Raw genomic sequence first — 530 nt, forward strand, 5'->3', positions numbered from 1 at the left:
CTTATCATTGACGGGAAACGTGTAGAAAACGATTATACCTTTGTCGCTGATGAGGAAGAAATGAAAGTGGAAATTTCCTATACGTTCAATGCGTCTGCTTTAGGTGGCAAAAACCTTGTTACCTTTGAAGAATTGTATGATTTCAGCAATCCAGACGAACCCGTAAAAGTTGCGGAACACAAAGACATTGAGGACGACGGGCAGACGGTACTTATCACAGAGCGTATCATCAAAATTCATACGACTGCTACGGATAAGGACGGCAACAAAGAGCTTGAAGCTGGAAAAGACGTTACAATCATTGATACCGTAACCTTAGAGGGCTTAGAAGTCGGTACACAGTACAAACTTGTGGGCTGGCAGATGTTGAAAGAAGAAAGTGCAGAGCTTCTTATCAATGGAAAGCGTGTGGAAAGTGATTATATGTTTACCGCTGACAGCGAAACTATGAAAGTGGAAGTTGCTTTTACCTTTGACGCTACTTCCCTTGACGGCAAACAGCTTGTAACTTTTGAAGAATTGTACGATTT

The 530-nt window shown here is 41.7% G+C and carries 1 protein-coding gene; it reads left to right on the forward strand.

Annotated elements, in window-relative coordinates; translation table 11 throughout:
- Window positions 1–530 (forward strand): VaFE repeat-containing surface-anchored protein (locus tag HMPREF0373_RS01630; RefSeq protein ID WP_021737808.1); only part of this gene is annotated, 530 nt, incomplete at both ends.

Source organism: Eubacterium ramulus ATCC 29099, from assembly GCF_000469345.1.
Taxonomy (GTDB): Bacteria; Bacillota; Clostridia; order Lachnospirales; family Lachnospiraceae; genus Eubacterium_I; species Eubacterium_I ramulus.